Genomic DNA, 18,043 nt, shown 5'->3' on the forward strand with positions numbered 1-18,043 from the left:
AACATGAGCGATCTCGGCTTATCCGGCCCGCAGCGCGCCGCACGATGGGTGTCCGTCGCGCTGCGCCACGTCGTGCAACTCGTGGGCGTGGTGCTCGGCATCGCGGTGGTGAACTTCTTTCTGCTCAGACTCGCGCCGGGCGACGCCGCTCAGGTCATCGCCGGCGAGTCCGGCGGGGCGTCGGCGGCGTATCTCGCCGCGCTGCGCCAGCAGTTCGGGCTGGATCAGCCGCTCTACGTGCAGTTCTTCAAGTACCTCGGTCATCTCGCGCATCTCGATCTCGGCTATTCGTTTCGCGAAGGCATGCCGGTGGCCGAACTGATCTGGCATCGAGTGCCCGCGACTTTGCTGCTGATGGGCGCCGCCGTGCTGCTCGCTGCGCTGGTCGGCGTCATGCTCGGCGCACTGGCGGCGTGGTATGCGGGCAGATGGGTCGATGTCGTCATCTCTGCTTTGTCGCTGCTGTGTTTCGCGACGCCGTTGTTCTGGACCGGCCTGATGCTGGTGGTGGTGTTCTCCGTGTGGCTCGACTGGCTGCCGGTCGGCGGCATGCAGACCATCTCATCGGGGCTCAACGGTTGGGCGCATGTCGTCGACGTGATCCATCATCTGATTTTGCCTGCTGTCACGCTCGCGCTGTTCTATGTCGCCACCTATGCGCGGCTGATTCGCGCGACCATCATCGAAGTACGGCGCGAAGATTACGTCCGTACCGCCATTGCACGCGGCGTGCGTCCCTGGCGTCTGTTTCGCGTGCACGTACTGCGCAATGCGCTGATTCCTTTCGTGACGATGCTCGGCATGCAGATCGGCTCGGTGATCGGCGGCGCGGTCGTGGTGGAGACCGTGTTTTCCTGGCCCGGCCTCGGACGTCTTGCCTTCGATGCGCTGGTGCGCCGCGATCTTAACGTGCTGCTCGGCATCTTGCTCTGCAGCTCGGTCCTCGTCGTGCTGGTCAACTGGGCCACCGACGCCGTGAACCGCTGGCTCGATCCGCGCATCGTCTGAGAACGTTCATGTCCGATCTTTCGCTTACTCGTCTCACCCGTTCCTGGCGCTGGCTGCGCGCACCGTCCGCGCTGATCGGTGGCGTCATGCTGGCGGGCGTGATCGCCGCGGCGCTGTTCGCACACTGGCTGCGTCCCGGCGACCCGCTCGAACTTGTCGCCGAGCCCTTCCTCCGACCTGGGCAGGATCCGGCCTTTCCGCTCGGCACGGACATGCTCGGGCGCGATATTCTGGCCGGGCTGCTGTACGGCGCGCGTGCGTCGCTACTGATCGCTGCTGCCGCAACGCTCATCAGTGTCGTGCTCGGTGTTCTGGCGGGCTTGTTCGGTGGATATTTCGGCGGCTGGGCGGACCGCGAGATCAACCGCATCACGGTGTTTTTCCAGACCGTGCCGCCGTTCCTGTTCGCGCTCGCCATCGTCGCCATCGTGCAGCCCTCAGTGCTGACGATCGCACTTGCCATCGGTGTCACGTCCTGGCCGAATCTCGCGCGGCTGGTGCGCGCAGAAACTCAGAAGCTGCGGCATGGGGAAATGGTTCAGGCCAGCATCGCGCTAGGGGCGAGCGACCTGCGAATCATCCTGTCGGAGGTGTTGCCGAACACGCTGACGCCGGTGCTCGTGTCCTCGACCTTGCTGGTGGCCACGGCCATTCTCACTGAGTCTGCCCTCGCCTTCCTTGGCCTGGGCGATCCCAACGTCGCAAGCTGGGGCAACATGGTCGGCGCGGGGCGCGAGGTCTTGCGCACGGACTGGTATATCGCGACGCTGCCCGGCATCGCGATACTGGTGACGGTGCTGGCGCTCAACCTGCTCGGCGATGGTCTCGCCGCGCTGTTCGGACTACGGGCGCAGCGCTGAAGCCGTGTCAGGCAGCGACCGGATCGCTGCTCGCACCGTGACGCTGCCCGGCCACCGACGCAATCAGCGCGCGGGTATAAGGATGCGACGGCTTCGACCAGATTTCGTCGTGACCGCCTCGCTCCACGATCCGTCCGTCCTGCATCACCATCACGCGGTCGGCGATATATCGCACGACGGCGAGATCGTGCGAGATGAACAACATCGAGAGCCCGAACTGATCTTTCAGATCGCACAGCAGATTCAGGATCTGCGCCTGAATGGAAACATCGAGTGCGGACACGGGTTCGTCGCAAATTAGCAGCGCGGGTTCAAGAATCAGCGCCCGCGCAATGCCGATGCGCTGCCGCTGGCCGCCCGAAAACTCATGCGCATGACGCTTCGCGGCACTTGCGGGCAGACCGACCGCATCCAGCATGGCGTTGATCTTGCGCTCGCGATCGCGTCTGGGCACGGTGCCTTGCACGTCGAGTGCGAACGCCAGAATCTGCCCGATCGTCTTGCGCGGATTGAGCGATGCATACGGGTCCTGAAACACCATCTGCATCTTGTGCCGGTGCGGGACGAGTTCGCGCCGTGACAACTTCGCGATGTCCGCGCCATCGAGCACTATGCGTCCGGACTGCGGTTCGATCAGGCGCATGATGGTGCGCGAGAGCGAAGACTTGCCGCACCCCGATTCGCCGACGAGACCGAGCGTCTCGCCCCGCGAGATATCGAAAGATACGTCACGCACGACATGACGCGCGCCACGCGAGGTCGCATAGACCGTGTTCACGTGGTCTACCGAGAGGAAAGGCGCGTTGCTTGCAGGCAGGTCTGACCGTACAGCACGCTCCGGCACATGGAGGGCGAAATCCGGCTTCCCTGCCGGCGAGAGCACGGCCCGAATCTCAGGCAGACGCGCATCGCGGTAGTGCTTGTCGGCGGACAAGTCCAGCGCTGCGCCCAGCAGGCCGCGCGAATAGGCATGACGCGGACGATCGAGCACCTCGCGCGTCGGGCCCGCCTCGACCGACTGACCATCGTGCATGACGATCACGCGATCCGCCCAGTCCGACACCACGCCGAGATCGTGGGTAATGAGCAGGAGCGCCATCGACAGATCGCGGCGAAGGTCATCGAGCAGACGCAGAATCCCTGCCTGCACGGTAACGTCGAGTGCGGTGGTGGGTTCGTCGGCGATCAAAAGCACGGGTTCGCACGCAATTGCCGCAGCGATCATTGCGCGCTGGCGCTGCCCGCCGGAAAGATGATGCGGATGGTCGTCCGCACGGCGCGCGGGCTCGGGAATGCGCACCAGATCGAGCAATTCGATCGCACGCTTTTTCGCCGCCGTACGCGACATACCCCGGTGCAGGATGAGTGCTTCCGCGACCTGCGTGCCGATGCTCAGCACCGGATTGAGCGAGGTCATTGGCTCCTGAAAAATCATCGACATGCGACTGCCGCGCAAGTCCGCGAGTCGACTTTCCGGTGCACTCAGAAGATCGACGCCCTCGAAACGCGCCGTGCCTTGCGTGAGCGCATGCTTAGGCAACAGGCGCATCAGCGACATGGCAGTGGTGGATTTGCCACAACCCGACTCGCCCACCAGCGCGAGAGATTCACCCGCTGCAATATCGAAAGAAAGATCCCGTACGGCGCGGTGCGCACCATAATCGACATTGAGCCGATGCACCTGGAGAAGCATGGATGGGGAATCGCTGGACATGAGAAGGTGACGGGCAAAGGCAGAGACCTTAGCAGAGCATACGCGCAAACTGAACTAACTAAATCTGCTAAACACAGTGCCCCAAAGGCCGTTCGGCATTCCACCCTCATCCGGCGACTGGCGCGCTAGACAGTTAGTTGCAACCTTGAACCTGACAGACGATCAATCTCAGCGTACTTATTTAGGAATCTTTAGTGACCCGCCCGCTTGTTGCTCTGATCGATCCACAGCCGCGCCCAACGCCATGCGTAGGCGATGGCATGATCGGCCTCGAAAAAGTAATCGAGTTCACTGAAGGTGAAAGAAGCGCCGAGCGGAGCCGATCGATTTTCGATAATCAGGTTTGCCGCGTACAGCCCACTCGGAAGCACATCGGCCGATGGCGCGACTTCATATCCCTTGTAAAGCATGAAGAGTTCCATGAAGCGCCTGCCTTGATGGCAGAAAACAAACTCATGCTATTACCACGAAACAGCCTCAACAAAGAACTCTTTAGCCTTAGCAAATCTTCGGGTGCACCGATAGCACATTACCGATTGCGTTTATCCGGAAAGGAATCCGGCCGTTTTTGTTTTCAGCATCGCTTCGGATTACATACGACTCCTTACGGGCATTACAAATCAGAAATCGTTCGTTCGGCTACTGTCAACGCGACCGTAATATCCGGCTTCCCTCGAAACTCGGGGTTAACACTTAACTAAGGAAGCGAATGAAACGAGTCGCACTCGCCGGCGCCGCCGGCTTATTGGCCGCTCTTCCGGGTATCGTCCACGCACAAAGCTCCGTCACGTTGTATGGGCTGGTCGACGCCGGTATCGCCTATACGAACAACCAGCGCGGCGCCTCGAATATCCAGTCGACGAGCGGCAAGCAGAGCGGCAGCCGGTGGGGTCTCAAAGGCGTGGAAGATCTCGGTGGCGGCTACAAGGCTGTATTCACCATCGAAAATGGCTTCCGCATCAACGATGGCACGCTCGCTCAGGGCGGACGCGAGTTCGGGCGTCAGGCCTTTGTCGGTCTGGCGAAAACCGGTATCGGCACACTGACGCTCGGACGCCAGTACGACCCGAACACCGACCTGCTCACGCCTTATGCCGGTCCTGGCTTCTGGTCGCCCGCCACGCATATCGGCGATAACGACAACCTGAACCAGACGTTTCGCATCAACAATGCGGCGAAGTTCAGAAGCGATACCATCGCGGGCTTCACGGTCGATGCACTGTATGCCTTCAGCAATCAGGCAAACGGCGGCGCGGGCACCGGCTTCGGCAACAACCGTGCGTGGGGCGTGGCCGCGAACTACGCCAACGGTCCGTTGTCGCTCGGCGCGGGCTACTACAAGCTCGATCATCCCGACACGGGCACGAATACGAGCGGCGCGATCGGCGGCGCATCCACCACGACGGGCGATGACTACAGCGGTGCGTTCTTCTATGGCCTGAACGGCGGCGTGAACCGTCAGCAAGTGGCCGTGGCGGGCGCGAACTATGCCATTGGCAGCCTGGCGACCGTCGGCTTCGCATGGAGCCATACGCAACTCGATTACAACGACGGCTCATCGCGCAAGTTCAATAACTACGACGTGAACGGCCGCTACAACCTCTCGCCATCGACCACGCTCGTGGGTGTCTACACCTTCACCGATGGCCGCGCCAACAGTCTGCCGGGCACCACGGGCACGCTGAAGCCGCGCTGGCACCAATTCACGTTGGGCGTGGACTACGCCTTGTCCAAGCGCACCGATGTCTACCTGTCCGGCGTGTATCAGCTCGCAGCAGGCGATGCGTCGACGCGCGTGGGCACCGGCTATCAGAAGATCGCGGCTATCGCGGATGCGGGCACGGCTTCGTCGACGAACCGGCAAGTAGCGGCGTTCGGTGGCCTGCGCGTGAAGTTCTGACGTGACAGCGTTGATTAGCGCGGCAGCGCGCGTGCTCATAAGCATCGAATAATTCGTTCGTTTGCCTGATAAATTGAGCGACGTATCGTCACGCGTGTAGTGGGTGGAAAGTAAAATGTCCTAACGGCGGACCCGACAGCAACGGGGCACGCTTCGTGCGCAACGCCTACGTCGAGGTCCGCCGTCGAAACCGGTGAAGGACACAGTCATGGCAACGGGCACGGTGAAGTGGTTCAACGACGCGAAGGGATACGGACTCATCACGCCGGATGACGGCGGCGACGATCTGTTCGCGCATTTTTCCGAAGTGCGCGCAGAAGGATTCAAGACGCTGCGTGAGAATCAAAAGGTAAATTACGAAGTCAAGCAAGGTCCGAAAGGAGGTCAGGCATCCCAGATCGATCCGCTTTGAGATGCCGTCAGGCGATGGGCCCCGCCTGCGTGATCGTGGAAATGAAACGCGCGGTGCGCGGGTCAGTTGGTTGACCGAAGAGTCGTCGTGACGGGCCCGCCTCCACGACAGCGCCGTTTTCCAGAAATACCGCGTCCTGAGCAATCGATGCGGCCATCGTGATACGTGAACGGTGCGTAGGTCCCCTCCGTGCCGACGCGGAACACGCCTGCCGACTTGATTTGCGCGAGGTCATCGGCAGCCGATGCCGTGGCGGCGGCAGCAGCGTTGAACATCGTGACGAGCAGCACAGAACGGATGACTTCATGTCGGACCTTTGTCAGCAAGAATGGCCGGAATTGGATGAGCGAACCACTGCCCGCGGCCGGTCGGCGAATTCTACCGGCGTTGCCTCGTGGCCCGATGATGCAATTCAGCAATGCAAAGCAAAAACGCGATCGACTTGGGATTGGTCATGCTGACGACATAGCCTTTCTTCATCGCCAGCCAGCCCGATTCGAGCCGCTCCGTTTGCAGGATCAATGGACGCCGGGCGTGTCGGATCATCCTGGCTCCGACCAGAATCAGATAACCGGCACCGACGAGCCGAACGACGACGTCGAGCCAGAGCACGTGACTCAGCAATAGCCCCACGCCGGTGACGGCGATGACTGCCCAGGTACCCGAAGCGGCGGCAAGACCGAGTCTGGTCATCACCCCTGCGCGACGCGAAACCATCGCCGAAGAAGTGACGATGGCGAAATTCGGGCCCGGGCTTGCGACGCTGAGCAGCAGCGCGCCTGCGAGCACGAGAAGAATGTGAATCTCATCCGGCATGACGTGGTCCTCGAGGTCAGCGTGACTCACATGATAGGCACGATCGGCGCGCCGATACCGCCCTGACCGATGAAATCCAGATATGCAATGCAACATAACGTCGTTCAGTTCGCCGCCGAACGCGATTAGGATCGAAACTCGTGGCGAACAAAGGGTTCATGAATCCGTTCGCACTCCGGGAGACTGGGGCGCACCCTGCCTCAGCTCGATGACTCCACGCCAGCACAGGTGCCCGTCGATGATTTCCTACCACAACGGCGCTGCGATTCAGGCATCAGCAGTCCGCATGGGCAATCTGTTCATTGCCCGCGCTTCGATCCTCGAGGAAGACGGCGAAGCCACTTCGCTGGGCGATCTCGGTGTATTCGCCAACAAGAAGGGCGCGTGCCGATTCGCGGTTCGCTGCGCCGCCGCGTTCATCGACGGCGACGTCATGCCGCTTCCTCCCTGCCGTATTGCTACGGCCTGACGGGACAGAAGGGCTGAACGGGCCGGAACCGGACGATCCGTCGAAAGTCTGCGTGCTCACGCGCGAACCAGCGAGTCGAGCAGCCAGGCTTCGAGCCGTCGCGCGCCATCCGGCATTTCGCAGCAAGTCAGGCGATGCACGGCGATTGCGTCAGCGAAGATGGAGATCGAAGAACGCCAATACGCGTGCCCGGGCAGCTTCGGCGGCGGCCGGGTGATAGGGCGCAAAGCCCTGACGATCGAAACCATGTCCGGCGTCTGCGTACGCCTCCACTTCGAGATTGATATTGCCCGATGCGCGCTGTTGAACGGCATCGATCACGGCCGGCGGCACCCACGGGTCGGTTTCGCCGAACAGATACAGCGACGGCTTGTTCGCGCGGGCGAGTTCATCGAGATGTGCGTCGCGACCGACACCGTAGTAGGACACCACGGCATCGACGGACTCGCGCGCGCCAGCGAGCGCCGCAATCCGGCCGCCCAGGCAATAGCCGAGCACGCCGACTGTCGCGCTCGCGCCCAGACGCTCGCGCAGCGCCTGTGCCGCCACACCGACGTCCGATACCACCGCGTCCGTATTAACCGCCGCACCCTGTTCTCGCGCCGCGTCCGGCTGATCGTAGTCGTAATGTTTCCCCGGCGATTGCCGCCAGAACAAATCAGGTACCAGCACCGCGTAGCCGAGCGCCGCATAACGTTGCGCTACGTCGTGCGCGAAGCTGTTGACGTTATAAACCTCCGGCAAGACGATCAGCCCGCGTCCGTTTTCCTTCGAATGCGCTTCAGGCGCAGCCAGAAATGCTTCGAAGCTGCGCCCGTCGCGGGTGGTCAGCGATATCCATTCAGACATGTCATGTCTCTATCGAGTTGATGCAGTTCAGTCGCTCACTTGTGTCGTCGCGGTCCATCACGATAGCCTCGCCTGCGAGTGCCGCTAACTAAGCAATGTCGATATGCATATCGCAGGAGGCCTCGTGAATTTTGGCGGCCGCGACGTCCGGCTCGGCGCTTGCGTCACGCGCCGCAAAGCAAAGCTGTATTTCTCGTTTTCTCAAAGTCCGCTGCGCCGATACCATCCGCATACTTACAAAGCGGGGTATCGGATATGACGAACGGGGCGCGCAGACGTTTCCTGGGCTGGCTTCTTGCAGTGGCACTGATCGGCGCGGAGACGGTTGCCGTGGCCGCCGCGCCCGTCAGCGGAGGCACGCTGACGTGGATCGTCACGCCCGAGCCCTCGTCCATCGTTCCGCTCACCACCACCGCAGGCGGCAATGCCGAGATCGGCCCGAAGGTCGTCGAGGGCCTGCTTACTTACGACAAGGATCTGAATCCGAAGCCGCTGCTCGCCACCGCGTGGTCGGTCAGCAAGGACGGCCTGCACTATCGCTTCACGCTTCGACAAGGCGTGAAGTGGCATGACGGCAAGCCTTTCACGTCCGACGACGTGGCGTTCTCCATCCTGACGCTCAAGCAGGTTCATCCGCGTGGCCGCAGCACCTTCGCCAACGTGACGGGCGTGGAGACGCCCGATGCTTATACGGCGATCATCGACCTGTCGAAACCCGCGCCGTTTCTGCTTACCGCGCTGTCGGGTTCGGAGTCTCCGATCATTCCAAAGCACCTCTACGAAGGTACGGACATCGTCTCGAATCCGCATAACAGCGCGCCGATCGGCACCGGTCCGTTCGTCTTCAAGAAGTTCGTGCGCGGCGACCATATTCTGTTCGAACGCAATCCGGACTACTGGGATAAACCGAAGCCCTATGTGGACCGCGTGATCGTTCGCTTCATTCCGGATGCGGCAGCCCGCGCCGCCGCACTCGAAACCGGCGCGGCGAATCTGGGCGATCAAGCCATTCCGCTATCGGACGTGAAGCGCTTCAGCAGCCTGCCGAATTTTCACGTCGATACCACCAACTGGCCCTATGTCAGCAACCATCAGCAACTGATCTTCAATCTGGACACGCCGGTCTTGAAGGACAAAGCCGTGCGGCGCGCGATCTCGCAGGCCATCGACGTCAACGCGCTGAACCGGGTGGTGTGGTACGGCTACGGAACAGTGTCGGCGGCGGCCATCGGCGTGGCCAACACGCGCTATCACAACGCCAACATTCACTACTTCCCCTACGATCCCGGCCAGGCCAACGCCGCGCTCGATCAACTCGGACTCAAGCGCGGTCCGGACGGCAAGCGCTTTACGCTGCGCGTGCTATACAACCCGTTCCAAGACCCGCGCGCCGCCGATTACGTCCGGCAATCGCTCGCGCGTATCGGCATCGACGCGCAGATCCAGAGCTACGATTTCGGCACCTACGTGGTCAAGGCCTATACGGACCGGGCCTTCGACATCACCTTCGAAGCGCTTGCCAATGTGTTCGATCCGACCGTGGGCGTGCAGCGCGTGTTCTGGTCGAAGAACTTCAAGATCGGCCTGCCCTTCTCGAACGCTGCCCATTATTTCAACCCCGAGGTGGACCGCCTGCTCGAAGCCGCGTCGGTCGAGACCGACGAAGGAAAGCGCCGTCAACTGTTCCTGCAATTTCAGCAGATCGTTCACGACGACATTCCGTCGATCGAGTTCGGCGCCAATCCGAACATCACGATCGTGTCCAACAAGGTCAGAAACTATGCGCCGACCGGCGAGGGCCTGCGCGGCAACTTCGCAGACCTCTACATCGAAAAGTAGCGACAGGCGGTCTGTCGACTCCGATCGTTCGTTAGCACGCCGGCCCCCATAACGATCGCACGAATCATTGGTTGTGCGGCAAGCCGCGCGGCCCTAGCCTCTTTCTTCTCTGCTGATCGCGGGCAAGCCGGCTTCGGCCTTGCCCGCTTCAGGCTCAACCGATTTTTTCCGTCCGATGTCGACTACTCCTCCCAATTCCCCTGCCAGGCCACGCCGTCGGGCGGTACTTGCCGCAGGCGCCGCCATCGGCGTCGGCGCGATCACTTACGGTGTATGGCGCGGCGCCCGCTCTTCGGGCGTGGCATCGGCGGCCGCCGCCGGCGATGGCGGCACGCTCGTCGTAGGCTCGTATCAGGAACCGACCGTCTACGATCCGAATCATCAGTACTCTTGGGAAACCTATCGCGTCGATCGGCATATCTACGAATCGCTGCTGGCCGAAGATCTGTCGAAGCCTGCCGCGAAGGGACCGCCCGATCTCGTCCCCGCGCTCGCCGAGAGCTGGCAGGTCAGCGACGACGCCACCACCTTCACCTTTCATTTGCGTCGCAACGTCAAATTCCACGACGGCACCGATTTCGACGCCCATGCGGTGGAATTCAACGTACGCCGCTTCCACGATCCGGCTTTCGAGTTTTACGACGTGAAGGCAAATGCCTTCATGAAAGCCGTCTATGGTGATCTCAAGTCGTTCGAAGTGCTTGACAGCCACACGATCCGCTACACCTTCAATCATCCGTTCCGCGACTTTCTGCGCATGTTGCCGCAGGGAAACTATGTGTCCGGCATCTTCAGTCCGCAGGCGCTGAAGCGATACGGCCAGGACGGGCTGGCGCAGCATGCTACGGGAACCGGTCCCTTCCGGCTCGTCACACGCGTGCATGGCGAAAAAACCGAATTGGCACGCAACGATCAATACTGGGGCACGCGCGCCCATGTCGAGCGTGTCGTGTTCCGCCCGATCACCGACGACGCCACCCGTCTTGCCGCACTACAGGCTGGCGAGATTGATATTCTCACCCGCACTCCGGCGGACGCGGTCGCAACGCTTACCGGCAGCGGCTACAGCGTGCCCGAGAGCGCGGGCGCGGGGCTGCTTTACCTCGGCTGGAATTTCCGCAATCGCTTTGCGCAGCAACTGCCGGTGCGTCAGGCGATCATCCAGGCAATCGACCGCGAAGGGCTGGCGAAGACGCTTTTCAAGGGTCATGCACTGGCGGCCTACAGCATTCTCAATCCCGGCAACACCGCCTTCGATCCGAAGCAGCGCGATTATGCCTACGACCCCGAGGCCGCGCGCAGGCTGCTGGCCGGCGCAGGCTTCAAGGACGGCGACATCCGTTTCACGATCGCGACCGACGAGGCCAATCAGCCCAGCATCGAATGGATTCAGCGCGACCTCGCCAAGGTCGGCATTCATGTGGATATCCTGTCGCAGGAATGGCTGACCTACACGTCCAATCTGCCGAAGCTTGCGCCTGAAGTCGCCCTGACCAGCATGGAATGGGGCTTCGTCACGCCACTGTGGGTGCGGATCGTCTACCAGGGCTATGTGGTCTCGCGCGGCGGAGCGGAACTGGTCGGCCTGGAGTTGAAGGAAGCGGTTGAAACCGCTTCGCGCGAGGTGGACGAATCCAAAGCCATCGCCGCATGGCAGCACGCCAATGGTCTGCTGCAGCAACAGGCCGCGACGGTTCCGCTGGTTTCCTTCACGCGATACTTCACGACCAGTGCGAAGGTTCGGGGCTTCAATGTGCCGGCGCAGAACTGGTACGACCTGTCGCGCGTCTCGCTGTCGGCATGATCCGTACGATCCTACTGCGGCTGGTGCAAGCCATTCCGCTGTTCCTGGCGATCTCCGTTCTGGTGTTCGGGTCGGCGCATCTCGCGCCGGGCGATCCGATTTCGAACGCGTTGACCGGGCAAGTCTCGCAGGCGTCGATCGATGCCATCCGTCACGCCTATGGTCTGGACCGGCCGATCGTCGAACAATACTTCGTCTGGCTCGGACATTTCCTTTCCGGGCGATGGGGCGACTCGCTGGTGTTGCGCGTGCCCGTCGCCAGCGTGCTTGCGCCGGCCTTTCTCAATACCGTGTTGCTCACGCTCGCTGCCGTGGTGTTGTGTGTGGTGTTCGGCGTTGCGATCGGCGTATTCGCAGGCTTGCGTCACGGCACGCGCGCCGATGCCATTTCCATGTTCGCTATTCAGCTCGGCCATAACGTCCCGATCTTCTGGCTCGGACTGGTGCTCGTCTGGCTGTTCTCGCTGAAGCTGCACTGGCTGCCCGCATCCGGCATCGCCGATCTGCGCGGCGACGGCGGTGCGCTCGACACGCTGCGCCATCTCGTGCTGCCGGCGTTTTCCGCCGCGGTCATATCGATGCTGATTCTCGCCCGCCTGGTGCGCGCCAACACGATCGAGATCGTCCGCGCGGACTATGTGCGCACCTTCCGTTCGCTGGGATTTCCGCGCGGTGCGTTATTGCGCCGGCATGTCGGGCGCAATCTGCTCGCGCCGGTGGTCAACATGACCGGTCTTCAAATCGGCTATCTGCTGTCCGGCGTGATTCTGGTCGAGAACGTGTTCGCCTGGCCGGGACTCGGCTCGCAACTCTATGTGGCCGCCGCCGGGCGCGACTACCCGCTCGAACAGGCGGGCGTGATGCTGGTCGCGGCATGTTTCGTCACCGCCAATCTGGTGACGGACATCGCACTCGATCTGCTTAATCCGCGGCTCAGAACCTGAGGCCATACGCGCCGTATCGTCGAGGACATTTATGCCGCATGCCGATCTTTCCGCCGCACCCATCGATGACACCTGCGCCGCTGCTCCCCACGGCGCCCCCGAGCGCCCGCAAGGCTGGCGCGACGCGCTGGCGAGACTCGCCGCCAACCGGCTGGCGCTGACGGGCGTCGCCGTGCTCGTAGTCGTGGCCTGCCTGTCGCTCGCTGCGCCCTGGCTCGCCCCGTACGATCCCAACTACGCCGAACCCGCCGCACGGCTGGCGGGAATCGGCACGCCTGGTCACTCGCTCGGACTCGATGCCCAGGGCCGCGACCTCACGAGCCGGCTTTTGTGGGGCGGACGCACCTCGCTTGCCATCGTGGTCGCGGCCGTACCCGCCGCCTGCGTGGCAAGTCTGGTCATCGGACTGTTCGCGGGATACGCGCGCGGGCTTTGGGCCGTGCTCCTGATGCGCGCCATCGATCTATTGTTCGCCTTTCCGATGATCCTGTTTGCGATCAATCTCGCCACGGTGTTCGGCCCCGGACCTTTCACTGCGGGCGCCACCGTTCTGTTCAGCGCCCTGCCCTATCTCACGCGAGTCGTCTACGCGAACGTGCGCGCCGAACGGGAACGCGAATACGTCGAAGCCGCGCGTGCACTCGGCGCCTCCGGATTCACAATCGTCACGCGCGACATTCTGCCGAACGTCCTCACGCCACTGGCGGTGTATGGCACCACGTTGTGCGGCGGCATGATCGTGTTCCTGGCGGGCCTGAGCTATCTCGGTCTCGGCGTGCAGCCGCCCGCACCCGACTGGGGACGGATGGTGAGCGAAGGCGCGAAAGTCATGCTGTTCGGCGGTGCGCATGCCGCGACACTGCCGGCACTTGTCATCGTGATCGTTTCGCTGGCCTTCAACTGGCTGGGCGACGGTCTGCCCGACGCCCTCGACCCGCAAGGCTGACGCATATGCCCCTTCTCGATATCGAACAACTCGAAGTGGATTTCATCGGCTCGCGTGGCGCTGAACCCGCCGTGCGTGGCGTCGACCTGTCGCTCGATCCGGGCGAGATCGTCGCGCTGGTCGGTGAGTCCGGTTCAGGCAAGAGTGTGACGGCGACCGCCATCAACGGTCTGCTGCCGGCACGTACGGCGCGGGTGCGCGGCAGCATTCGCTTCGACGGCAAACAACTCGTCGGACTCGGCGAAGCCCAATTCGAGCCGATTCGCGGCGCGGGCGTCGCGACGATCTTCCAGAATCCGCTGTCCTCGCTCGATCCGACCATGCGCATCGGCGATCAGCTTGCGATCACCGCGCAACTCCGTGCGCGGCTGACGCGCAGCGAGGCACTGAAACGGGCGCATGCCGCGCTCGCCGAGGTCGGAATCGACGATACGGCGCGGGTACTGCGGGCATGGCCGCATCAGTTGAGCGGCGGCATGCGCCAGCGCGTGATGATCGCGCTCGCCACGCTCAACCATCCGCGTCTGCTGATTGCCGATGAACCCACCACCGCACTGGATGCGGTGCTGCAAAAAGACATGCTTGGGTTGCTCACGCGGCTGAATCGTCAGCATGGCATGGCAATCCTGATCATCACGCACGACTTCGGCGTGGTCGCGGCGCTCAGTCAGCGAGTCGCGGTCATGCGGGCCGGGCGGATCGTCGAAACGGGGCGCACTGCCGATGTCCTGTCTGCGCCGAAGCACGCCTACACGCGCAGTCTCATCGATGCGGTGCCGGGGATCGGCTTGCGGGCACGCAATCCATCGCCGTCACGCCGGCTCGGCGCGGTTTCGGCTCAGCCTCCGGCTGTTCCTGTTGCATCTGCGGACACCCCCGTTCTGCTCGAGGCACACGCGGTGTATCGCAGTTTCGTCTCGGTGAAATCCTGGCTGCCGTCCCGCACGCAACATTTCGACGCCGTCGCCGACGCCTCGTTCGAAGTCCGGCGCGGAGAAATCTTTGGCCTGATCGGCGCATCGGGCTCGGGGAAATCGACATTGGCGCGCGTGGTCGCGCATCTGCTGCCTGCCACGCGCGGCACGGTGCGATTCGACGGCGCCGACCTCGCGACGCTCGATCACACCGCGCTCAAGTCCTTTCGCCGCCGCTTCCAGTTCGTGTTTCAGGACAGCGCATCTTCGCTCAATCCGCGCCGCACGCTGCTCGATCAACTGAGCAATCCCGCGTTGCGCCTCGGCGTGGCCCACGACCGTGCCCACGCACACACGCTGGCGCGCGAAGCGCTCGAACGCGTGGGCCTCGAAGCACGTCATCTTCACCGCTATCCGCATGCCTTTTCCGGGGGACAGCGGCAGCGCATCGGCCTTGCCCGTGCGCTGGTGGTTCGACCCGAATTCATCGTGCTCGACGAGCCTACCTCGGCCCTCGATGTATCGATCCAGGCGCAAATTCTCAATCTCCTGCTGGAACTGCGCGAGGCCCTCGGGCTGACGTATCTGTTCATCGGTCACAGCCTGCCGGTGATCGAATTTCTCTGCGACCGCGTGGCCGTCATGGAGCGTGGGCGCATTGTCGAAACGCTCGATGCGCACGATCTGCGCGCGCACGCCACACATGCATCGACGTTGCGGCTGCTCGACGCCGTGCTGCCCGTGCGCACCGGCTCGCGGCGCGCACACGCCCCGCTCACGGAACTGCTGTCATGACCCGACGACAACTGATCTTCAACGCCTTCACCCATGTCACGCCGAACCATCACAGCCACGGTTACTGGCGGCATCCCGAAGGACACGGCCAGCTCGACTACAAACGCCTGAAGCCGTGGCTCGAACTGGCAAGAACCGTCGAACGAGGTTGTTTCGACACGGTCTTTCTCGCCGATGTGGTGGGCGTGTATGACCGCTTTCGCGGCAACGGCGACACCGCCATCCGGACCGCGATGCAGTTTCCGAGTCTCGATCCGGCGAGCCTGGTTTCGGCACTTGCGGCAGCCACGGAGCATGTCGGGTTTGCGGTGACGAGTTCGGTGATACAGGATCATCCTTTCGACTTCGCCCGTCGCATGTCCACGCTTGATCATCTCAGCGACGGACGCGTGGCCTGGAATATCGTCACGTCCTATCTCGACAACGCCGCGCGCAACTTCGGTCAGGACAAGCTCGAAGAGCACGACGAACGCTACCGCTGGGCCGAGGAATATGTCGAAGTCGCCTACAAGCTGTGGGAGGCGAGCTGGGAAGACGACGCGCTGGTCGCCGACGTCGACACAGGCGTGTTTGCGGAGCCGTCGAAGGTACGCAAGATACTGCATCGCGGAGCGCGCTACAGCGTGGAAGGACCGCATCTGGCCGAACCGTCGCCACAACGTACGCCCTTGCTGTTTCAGGCGGGCGGCTCGGAAGCGGGTCGCACGTTCGCCGCGCGTCACGCCGAGGCCACCTTCATTGCGGCACGCACGCCGGAAAGCGCCGCGAAGCACGTCGCCGATCTGCGCTCGCGGGCCCGCGCATTCGGCCGGCGCGACGACGAGTTGAAGATCATCGTCTCGCTTGCGCCGGTGATCGGCTCGACGGAGCAGGAGGCGCACGCACGCCGTCGCGAGTTGAAGGAATGGCTCAGTCTCGAAGCCTTGCAGGCGTTCTACAGCGGCAGCCTAGGCGTCGATCTGTCCGATATCGATCCGGGCCGTCCGCTTTCCGAACTGCTGCTGACCAATCACGTACGCGGCAACGTGCGCGCTTTCATCGAGGCCGCGCCCGATCGCACGGTGACGTTCGGCGATCTGCTGAAGGAAACCGTGTCGGGCCGCTTCGCAGGCACGCCCGAGCAGATCGCCGACGAAGTCGAACGCTACGCGCGGGCCGGCGTGGACGGCTTCAACGTGGTGCCGGTCACGACGCTCGGCTGGTGGAGCGAATTCGTCGATCAGGTCGTGCCGGTGCTGCAAAAACGTGGCCTGATGCAGACGCACTACGCACCCGGCACGCTGCGCGAAAAGCTGCATGGGCGCGGGCCTTATCTGCCCGACCATCATCCGGCGCGGGTGCTGCGAGAGGTGGTGCGCAAAGATGCGGCGCAACCGGCGCTCTGAATCGATCGCGATACTCATCCCATTAACTTCCTCTCAGCGAGCATTCATGACCCGCCCCACTCGACAGTTCGCACTCGGCGCTTTTCTGATGCAAACCGGCCATCACATCGCGGGCTGGCGCCACCCAGAAGCGCAGGCCGATGCTGGCAGCAACTTCCGACATTACGTCGAACTGGCGCGCCTGGCCGAAGCCGCTAAATTCGACACGATCTTTCTCGCGGATTCATCCGGTGTGCGCTCGACGCATTTGCCCTCGCTCGCGCGCACGGCCCGCAGCGACTTTTTCGATCCGGTCACCTTGCTGGCAGCGCTCGCAGCCGTGACCGAACGTATCGGTCTGATCGCGACGGTCTCCACGTCTTTCCATGAACCGTATAACGTCGCGCGCCGCTTCGCCACGCTCGACCAGATTTCCGGTGGCCGCGCGGGCTGGAATCTGGTGACGTCCAGCAGTTCGAGCGAAGCGCAAAACTTCAATCGCGACGCCCTGCCGGATCACGCCGAACGATATGAGCGCGCGGCCGAATTTCACGATGTCGTGCTGGGTCTGTGGGATTCGTGGGAAGACGACAGCTTCGTGCGCGACAAGGAAAGCGGCATCTATTTCGATGCGGACAAACTGCATGTGCTCGCGCATCGCGGCAAGCATTTTCATCTACGCGGGCCGCTCAACGTCAATCGTTCGCCGCAAGGGCGGCCGGTGGTGGTGCAGGCGGGGGCATCGGAAGACGGCCGGGCGCTCGCGGCCCGCACCGCCGAAGTGATCTTCGTCGCACATCAGACCTTCGACGAAGCCCGGGCGTTCTACGCCGATATCAAGGGCCGCCTGCCGGCTTATGGCCGCGAACCCGACGATGTGAAGATCATGCCGGGCATCTTCCCGGTGGCCGGGCGTACCCAGGCCGAAGCCGAGGAGAAATTCGAAGCGCTGCAATCGCGCGTGGACCCGGCGGTCGGCATTGCGTTGCTGTCCACGGTGATCGGCGGAGTCGATCTGTCCGGCCACGATGTCGATGGTCCGATCCCCGAACTGCCGGAAACCAACGGACCCAAGAGCCGCCAGCATCTGCTGGTCGAACTCGCGCGGCGCGACAAACTGAGTATCCGCCAGCTTTATCTGCGCATCGCCGGGGCGCGGGGTCATCAGCAGGTAGTCGGCACGCCTGCGAGCATTGCAGACCAGTTGCAGCAATGGTTCGAGGAAGGCGGTGCGGACGGCTTCAACATCATGGCGCCGTGGTTCCCCGGCGGGCTGGCGGAATTCATCGACCTGGTGCTGCCCGAACTGCGCCGCCGCGGACTCTTTCGCAACGAATACAGCGGCCACACGTTGCGCGAGCATCTCGGACTCAAACGTCCCGCTCACGCAAGCGCCGCGACCGTCTGAA

16 protein-coding genes and 1 pseudogene are annotated in these 18,043 nt (G+C 62.8%); 12 read left to right on the top strand and 5 right to left on the bottom strand.

Translation table 11 applies throughout. The annotated features are described in order from the left end of the window. Nucleotides 1–3 precede the first annotated feature (3 nt). Entirely contained in the window at nucleotides 4–1,008 is a 1,005-nt protein-coding gene (locus BG57_RS12790) for an ABC transporter permease (RefSeq protein ID WP_052005773.1), read from the top strand. A gap of 8 nt (nucleotides 1,009–1,016) precedes the next feature. Then, nucleotides 1,017–1,868 carry an ABC transporter permease gene (locus tag BG57_RS12795; protein ID WP_052005774.1) on the top strand — a complete coding sequence of 284 codons (852 nt, stop codon included), beginning with the start codon at nucleotides 1,017–1,019 and terminating at the stop codon, nucleotides 1,866–1,868. A gap of 7 nt (nucleotides 1,869–1,875) precedes the next feature. On the opposite strand, the gene BG57_RS12800 is transcribed toward BG57_RS12795, so the two are convergent. Then, entirely contained in the window at nucleotides 1,876–3,561 is a 1,686-nt protein-coding gene (locus tag BG57_RS12800) for an ABC transporter ATP-binding protein (protein WP_229754057.1), read from the bottom strand. A gap of 212 nt (nucleotides 3,562–3,773) precedes the next feature. Beyond that, entirely contained in the window at nucleotides 3,774–4,004 is a 231-nt protein-coding gene (locus BG57_RS12805; RefSeq protein WP_035963493.1) for a hypothetical protein, read from the bottom strand. A gap of 287 nt (nucleotides 4,005–4,291) precedes the next feature. Between BG57_RS12805 and BG57_RS12810 the strand changes: the two genes are divergently transcribed. Both BG57_RS12810 and BG57_RS12815 read left to right on the top strand, forming a co-directional pair. Further along, on the top strand, nucleotides 4,292–5,482 hold the full coding sequence (locus BG57_RS12810; protein ID WP_035963497.1) for a porin: 1,191 nt from the start codon (nucleotides 4,292–4,294) through the stop codon (nucleotides 5,480–5,482). 208 nt (nucleotides 5,483–5,690) lie between these two features. After that, nucleotides 5,691–5,894 (top strand): cold-shock protein, encoded by a 204-nt coding sequence (locus BG57_RS12815; RefSeq protein WP_035963500.1) that lies wholly within the window; start codon nucleotides 5,691–5,693, stop codon nucleotides 5,892–5,894. 155 nt (nucleotides 5,895–6,049) lie between these two features. On the opposite strand, the pseudogene BG57_RS33775 reads toward BG57_RS12815, so the two are convergent. Both BG57_RS33775 and BG57_RS12820 read right to left on the bottom strand, forming a co-directional pair. After that, nucleotides 6,050–6,169: pseudogene (locus tag BG57_RS33775) on the bottom strand (amino acid ABC transporter substrate-binding protein); the annotation flags it as partial. Nucleotides 6,170–6,272: 103 nt separating this feature from the next. Then, nucleotides 6,273–6,710 carry a LysE family translocator gene (locus tag BG57_RS12820; RefSeq protein ID WP_052005775.1) on the bottom strand — a complete coding sequence of 146 codons (438 nt, stop codon included), beginning with the start codon at nucleotides 6,708–6,710 and terminating at the stop codon, nucleotides 6,273–6,275. A 286-nt stretch (nucleotides 6,711–6,996) separates the two neighbouring features. On the opposite strand from BG57_RS12820, the gene BG57_RS12825 reads away from it, so the two are divergent. Next, a complete protein-coding gene (locus BG57_RS12825; protein WP_308743680.1) occupies nucleotides 6,997–7,179 on the top strand; it encodes a hypothetical protein in 183 nt (60 codons plus the stop codon). A gap of 150 nt (nucleotides 7,180–7,329) precedes the next feature. Here the strand turns inward: BG57_RS12825 and BG57_RS12830 are convergent, their stop codons facing one another. Beyond that, nucleotides 7,330–8,028, bottom strand: a complete 699-nt coding sequence (locus tag BG57_RS12830; protein ID WP_035963506.1) for a dienelactone hydrolase family protein — start codon at nucleotides 8,026–8,028, stop codon at nucleotides 7,330–7,332. A 255-nt stretch (nucleotides 8,029–8,283) separates the two neighbouring features. Here BG57_RS12830 and BG57_RS12835 point away from each other — a divergent pair, with 255 nt between their 5' ends. The 7 genes from BG57_RS12835 to BG57_RS12865 all read left to right on the top strand — a co-directional run bounded on the left by BG57_RS12835 (nucleotide 8,284) and on the right by BG57_RS12865 (nucleotide 18,042). Continuing rightward, a complete protein-coding gene (locus tag BG57_RS12835) occupies nucleotides 8,284–9,867 on the top strand; it encodes an ABC transporter substrate-binding protein (RefSeq protein WP_035963508.1) in 1,584 nt (527 codons plus the stop codon). Nucleotides 9,868–10,006: 139 nt separating this feature from the next. Next, nucleotides 10,007–11,671 (top strand): ABC transporter substrate-binding protein, encoded by a 1,665-nt coding sequence (locus BG57_RS12840; protein WP_229754058.1) that lies wholly within the window; start codon nucleotides 10,007–10,009, stop codon nucleotides 11,669–11,671. After that, on the top strand, nucleotides 11,668–12,615 hold the full coding sequence (locus BG57_RS12845) for an ABC transporter permease (protein WP_035963514.1): 948 nt from the start codon (nucleotides 11,668–11,670) through the stop codon (nucleotides 12,613–12,615). Before BG57_RS12840 ends, BG57_RS12845 begins: the two co-directional genes overlap by 4 nt. A 31-nt stretch (nucleotides 12,616–12,646) precedes the next feature. Further along, the gene (locus BG57_RS12850) at nucleotides 12,647–13,561 is read left to right on the top strand and encodes an ABC transporter permease (protein ID WP_035963517.1); all 915 of its coding nucleotides are present in this window, start codon (nucleotides 12,647–12,649) and stop codon (nucleotides 13,559–13,561) included. A 5-nt stretch (nucleotides 13,562–13,566) separates the two neighbouring features. Then, nucleotides 13,567–15,270, top strand: a complete 1,704-nt coding sequence (locus tag BG57_RS12855) for a dipeptide ABC transporter ATP-binding protein (RefSeq protein WP_052005776.1) — start codon at nucleotides 13,567–13,569, stop codon at nucleotides 15,268–15,270. Further along, complete coding sequence (locus BG57_RS12860; protein WP_035963519.1) at nucleotides 15,267–16,655, top strand: LLM class flavin-dependent oxidoreductase; 1,389 nt, start codon at nucleotides 15,267–15,269, stop codon at nucleotides 16,653–16,655. The genes BG57_RS12855 and BG57_RS12860 overlap by 4 nt, the downstream gene beginning before the upstream one ends. Nucleotides 16,656–16,701: 46 nt before the next feature. Continuing rightward, nucleotides 16,702–18,042 carry an LLM class flavin-dependent oxidoreductase gene (locus BG57_RS12865; protein WP_035963523.1) on the top strand — a complete coding sequence of 447 codons (1,341 nt, stop codon included), beginning with the start codon at nucleotides 16,702–16,704 and terminating at the stop codon, nucleotides 18,040–18,042. Nucleotide 18,043: the final 1 nt, after the last annotated feature.

It is taken from the genome of Caballeronia grimmiae, assembly GCF_000698555.1.
Lineage (GTDB): Bacteria > Pseudomonadota > Gammaproteobacteria > Burkholderiales > Burkholderiaceae > Caballeronia > Caballeronia grimmiae.